The 4,706-nt window shown below is 70.6% G+C and carries 6 protein-coding genes; all 6 read left to right on the plus strand.

What is annotated here, in order from left to right:
* On the plus strand, window positions 1-689 hold a 689-nt coding region (locus STRTUCAR8_RS05340; RefSeq protein ID WP_006374431.1), incomplete at its 5' end, for an ABC transporter ATP-binding protein.
* On the plus strand, window positions 686-1,423 hold the full coding sequence (locus STRTUCAR8_RS05345; RefSeq protein WP_006374436.1) for an ABC transporter ATP-binding protein: 738 nt from the start codon (window positions 686-688) through the stop codon (window positions 1,421-1,423). The genes STRTUCAR8_RS05340 and STRTUCAR8_RS05345, both read left to right, overlap by 4 nt.
* A complete protein-coding gene (locus tag STRTUCAR8_RS05350) occupies window positions 1,420-2,292 on the plus strand; it encodes a branched-chain amino acid ABC transporter permease (RefSeq protein ID WP_006374434.1) in 873 nt (290 codons plus the stop codon). The genes STRTUCAR8_RS05345 and STRTUCAR8_RS05350 overlap by 4 nt, the downstream gene beginning before the upstream one ends.
* A complete protein-coding gene (locus STRTUCAR8_RS05355; protein WP_006374433.1) occupies window positions 2,289-3,314 on the plus strand; it encodes a branched-chain amino acid ABC transporter permease in 1,026 nt (341 codons plus the stop codon). Before STRTUCAR8_RS05350 ends, STRTUCAR8_RS05355 begins: the two co-directional genes overlap by 4 nt.
* A 54-nt stretch (window positions 3,315-3,368) precedes the next feature.
* Window positions 3,369-3,851, plus strand: a complete 483-nt coding sequence (locus tag STRTUCAR8_RS05360; RefSeq protein WP_006374432.1) for a MarR family winged helix-turn-helix transcriptional regulator — start codon at window positions 3,369-3,371, stop codon at window positions 3,849-3,851.
* Window positions 3,852-4,097: 246 nt separating this feature from the next.
* On the plus strand, window positions 4,098-4,706 hold a 609-nt coding region (locus STRTUCAR8_RS05365), incomplete at its 3' end, for an amino acid ABC transporter ATP-binding protein (protein WP_078507119.1).

Here is a 4,706-nt window from a genome sequence, read left to right on the forward strand (position 1 = left end):
CGACGCTTCGGCAGCCTGGTCGTCCTCGAAGGCATCGACATCACCCTCGCCCCGGCGAGGCCCTGGGCATCGTCGGCCCGAACGGCGCGGGAAAGACGACGCTGCTCGACATCCTCTCCGGCGCCCAGGCCCCCTCCGAAGGCAGTGTCACCTTCCAGGGGCAGGATGTGACCCGCTGGAAGGTCGATCGCCGCTGCCGCAGCGGCATCGGCCGCTCCCATCAGGTACCGCGCCCCTTCACCGGCATGACGGCCTACGAGAACGTACTGGTCGCGTCGGTGCAGGGTGGTTCGCACCGGCGCCGGGCCGCGCAACAGCACGCGCTCGGCGTACTGGAGCGCTGCGGCATGCTCGGCCAGGCCAACCGGCCCGCGGCCGCGCTCACCCTGCTGGAACGCAAGCGGCTGGAGATGGCCCGGGCGCTGGCGACCGATCCGCAGGTGCTGCTGCTGGACGAGATCGCCGGTGGTCTCACCGACGCCGAGACGGACGAACTGATCGCCACCATCCAGCAGTTGCGCGCCGACGGCATCGCCATCGTCTGGATCGAGCACGTCATCCACGCGCTTCTGCGGGTGATCGACCGGCTGGTCTGTCTCGCGCAGGGCCGGGTCCTGGCCGAAGGCGAACCGGACGCCGTCATGTCCGATCCCCGGGTCGTCGAGGCCTACCTCGGGAGCGCGGCATGAGTCTGCTGACGGTCGAGAACCTCGAAGTACGGCACGGTCTGCTGCGGGCCGTCCGCGACGTCTCCTTCGCCGTGGACGAGGGCGAGGTCGTGGCGGTGGTCGGGGCCAACGGCGCCGGAAAGTCCACCCTGATGCGTGCCGTCGCCGGAGCACACCAGCCGGCCGAGGGTCGCATCGGCCTGGACGGTGTGGATATGACGGCCCGGCGGGCCCACGACCGTGTGGCGGCCGGGATCGCACTGGTCCCGGAAGGACGGCGGCTCTTCGCCGACCTCACCGTGGAGGAGAACCTCCTGGTCGCGTCCCGGGTACGGCGCCCCGGCCCGTGGGACCTGGCAGCCGTCGTGGCCGCCTTCCCGCTGCTCGACGGTCTGCTGAAGCGGCGCGCCGGCAACCTGTCGGGCGGCGAGCAGCAGGCCGTGGCCATCGGCAGGGCGCTGATGACCAACCCCCGGCTGCTGATGCTCGACGAGGTCTCGCTGGGCCTCGCGCCCATCGTGGTCGACACCCTCTACGACTCACTCGGCGCGATCCTCTCCGGCGGTACGACCGTGCTGCTCGTGGAGCAGGACCTCGGCCGCGCCCTGGGGGTGGCCCGGCGCGTGCTGTGCATGCTCGAAGGCTGCGTCGTCCTGGACGAACCAGCCGACGACGTCACCCGCGAACAGGTCGTCGAGGCGTACTTCGGGCTGGGCCGCGCCACGGCGGCGACCGTACAGGAGGAGCCGGCATGAACTGGATCAACGCCATCGTGCAGGGCGTCATGCTCGGCGGTGTCTACGCGCTCTTCGCCTGCGGCCTCTCCCTGATGTTCGGCGTCATGCGGACCGTCAACCTGAGCCACGGCGACCTCGCGGTCCTCGGCGCGTTCCTCGTCGCGGTGCTGGCCGCCACCCTCGGCATCAGCCCGTTCTTCGCGGTACTGCTCGTCCTGCCCGTGATGGGCCTGGTCGGAGTGGCGTTGCAGCGGGGCATCCTCAGCAGGGCGCTGCGCACCGGCGAGATGTCGTCGATGCTGGCCACCTTCGGTCTCGCCATCGTGCTGCAGAACGCGCTGCTGGAGATCTTCAGCGCCGACAGCCGCTCCCTGGACGCCGGTTGGCTGTCCACGGCCGGCCTCCAGCTCGGGTCGTCGGTGAGCATCCCGTACCTCGGTGTGCTGACCGTGGCGGTGGCGGTCGCGCTGCTCGGCGGGCTCCAGCTGCTGCTGGCCCGTACGGGAATCGGCCGGGCGATCCGCGCCACCGCCGCCGACGCGGACACCGCCGAACTGGTCGGGATCGACAGCCGCCGCGTGTACGCCTGGGCCGCCGCCATCGCCGTCGCCACCGCCGGTCTGGCGGGCGCGTTCTTCGCGATGCGGTCGTCGTTCAGCCCTTCCATGGGGCCGACCCAGCTGCTGTTCGCCTTCGAGGTCGTCGTGATCGGCGGGCTCGGTTCGCTGTGGGGGACGCTCGTCGGGGGCATGGTCCTCGGCGTCGCCCAGACGGTCGGCGCCCAGGCGGATCCGCGCTTCTCCATCATCGCCGGACACGCGGTGTTCCTCGCGGTCCTGGCCTTCCGTCCGCAGGGACTGCTCGGCATGACAAGGAGCCGCACATGACCACCGCACCACCGAGGGCCACCGCCACCGCGACCGCGACCATCCACCGGTGGACGCCCGTCTCCCGTACGGCGTCCGGTGCTCTGGCCGCCCTGCTGCTCGCGCTGGCGTTCGCCCCCTTCGCCTTCACGCCCGAGGTGACCGCGAAGCTGACGACCCTGTTCGTCCTCGTCATCCTCGCGGCCATGTGGAACGCGCTGGCGGGCTACGCCGGTCTGGTCTCCGTGGGCCAGCAGGGCTTCATCGGCCTCGGCGCGTACGGGGTCTTCCTCTTCGTCGACCGAGGCGTCAGCCCGTTTCTCGCGGTCGTCCTGGCAGCCCTGCTCGCGGGTGCCGTCGCGGTACCCACCTCGCTGCTCGCGTTCCGGCTCACCGGCGGGCAGTTCGCCATCGGCATGTGGGCGATCGCGGAGTTCTTCCGGCTGCTCGTGGTGAACACGCCTTCGCTGGGCGGCGGTTCGGGCCGCTCGCTCACCGATCTGTCGGCCACCGATCCGGCGGTGCGGCAGGCCCAGGTCTACTGGCTCGCCCTGGCGCTGATGAGCGTGCTGCTGCTGGCCGTGTTCGTGCTGCTGCGCAGCAGGCTGGGGGCTTCGCTGGAGGCGATCCGTGACGACCCGGTGGGCGCGGCGTCCGTCGGGGTACGGGTCACCTCGGCGAAACGGCTGGTCTTCGTCCTGGCGGCGGTGGGCGGTGCCGCCGCCGGTGGACTCACCCTCGCGAGCACCCTGCGGGTCCAGCCGGACTCCATCTTCGGGGTCCAGTGGTCCGCGTACATGATCTTCATGGTGGTCATCGGCGGCCTCGGCACCTTCGAGGGACCGATCATCGGAGCGATCGTGTTCTTCCTGGTGCAGGACTGGTTCGGGGCCGATGGAGGTACCTGGTACCTGATCGGGCTCGGCGCCCTCGCCATCGGGATGACGCTGTGGATGCCCCATGGGCTGTGGGGTACCGTGGCTCGCCGACGTGACCTGGAACTACTACCTGTCGGTTATCGGGTGCGGACACCGGTCGTCTGACCTCGACGACGGCCTCGCCCGACCGCCCCGACGACCGACCAAGAGGTGCGAACGATGGCGGAGGCAGCCGATCGGGATCCGGCTCCCGATCCGGACCCCGAGAGCCACGAGGGCCCGCTGACGATCTATCTCGTCAAGCAACTCGAACTGGCCATCCGCTCCTTCATGGACGAGGCCCTGCGGCCGTTCAGGCTCACGACGTTCCAGTACACGGCCCTGACCGTGCTTCAGCACCGAGGCAGACTCTCCTCCGCCCAGTTGGCCCGCCGCTCCTTCGTCAGACCCCAGACGATGCACGAGATCGTGCGCTCGCTGGAGGAGCGTGGGCTGATCGAGCGCGCCCATGCCCCGGGGAACCGGCGGATCATGGAGGCCCGGCTGACGCGGGAGGGGGAGGACCTGCTGGCGGCGTGCGCGCCGACGGTGCAGAAACTGGAGGACCGGCTGTTGCACGGCATGCCGGACAAGCGGCGGTCCGCGTTCCGTCAGGGCCTGGAGGACGGGCTCGCCTCCTTGACGGGACGGCACCACGGCTGACGACGCGGATCGGCGGGCCACCGCGGCCCGCCTTCACGCATCCACGGTCCCGGAACTCCGGTGACGGTCACGGACCGCCGCCCGACCGGCCGCCGGTCCGTGCCGTCGTCCGGACCTGTTCGATCACCGCCTGGACGGCCGTGACGTCGCTGCGCGAGCGGTTCGTCGGCGGGGGCCGCGTCACCAGCCACAAGGAGGACTCGCTCATCAAGGAGGACTCGCTCGTCACCAAGGGAGCGAACTGACATGGAAACAACCACTACGGCGGTGATGTCCGCCCGGAACGTGGTGAAGAGCTTCGGCGCCGTACGCGTCCTGGACAGCGTGTCCATGGACGTCATGGCCCGTGAGGTCGTGGTCGTCGTGGGCCCGTCGGGCTCCGGCAAGACCACGTTCCTGCGGTGCCTCAACCATCTGGAGACCATGGACGAGGGCGAGATCCTCGTGCACGGCCGCCCGGTGGGCTACCGTCCCGGCTCCGGGAAGCTGGTCGAGGAACGGCCGAAGGTCGTCGCCGAGCGCCGCCGCGACATCGGCTTCGTCTTCCAGCGCTTCAACCTCTTCCCGCACCTCACGGCCCTGGAGAACGTCGCCGCGGCCCCGATGAAGGTCCTCGGTGTGCCGAAGGCCGAGGCACGCGAACGGGCACACGCCCTGCTGGCGAGGGTCGGCCTCGCCCACAAGGCGTCCGTGCGGCCCTCCGCCCTGTCCGGAGGACAGCAGCAACGCGTCGCCATCGCCCGCGCCCTCGCCATGAGGCCGGCCCTCATGCTCTTCGACGAGCCGACCAGCGCCCTCGACCCGGAGATGGTCGGGGAGGTCATCGAGGTGAGAAGGAGTTGGTCGAGGACGGCA

The organism is Streptomyces turgidiscabies Car8, assembly GCF_000331005.1.
Lineage (GTDB): Bacteria > Actinomycetota > Actinomycetes > Streptomycetales > Streptomycetaceae > Streptomyces > Streptomyces turgidiscabies.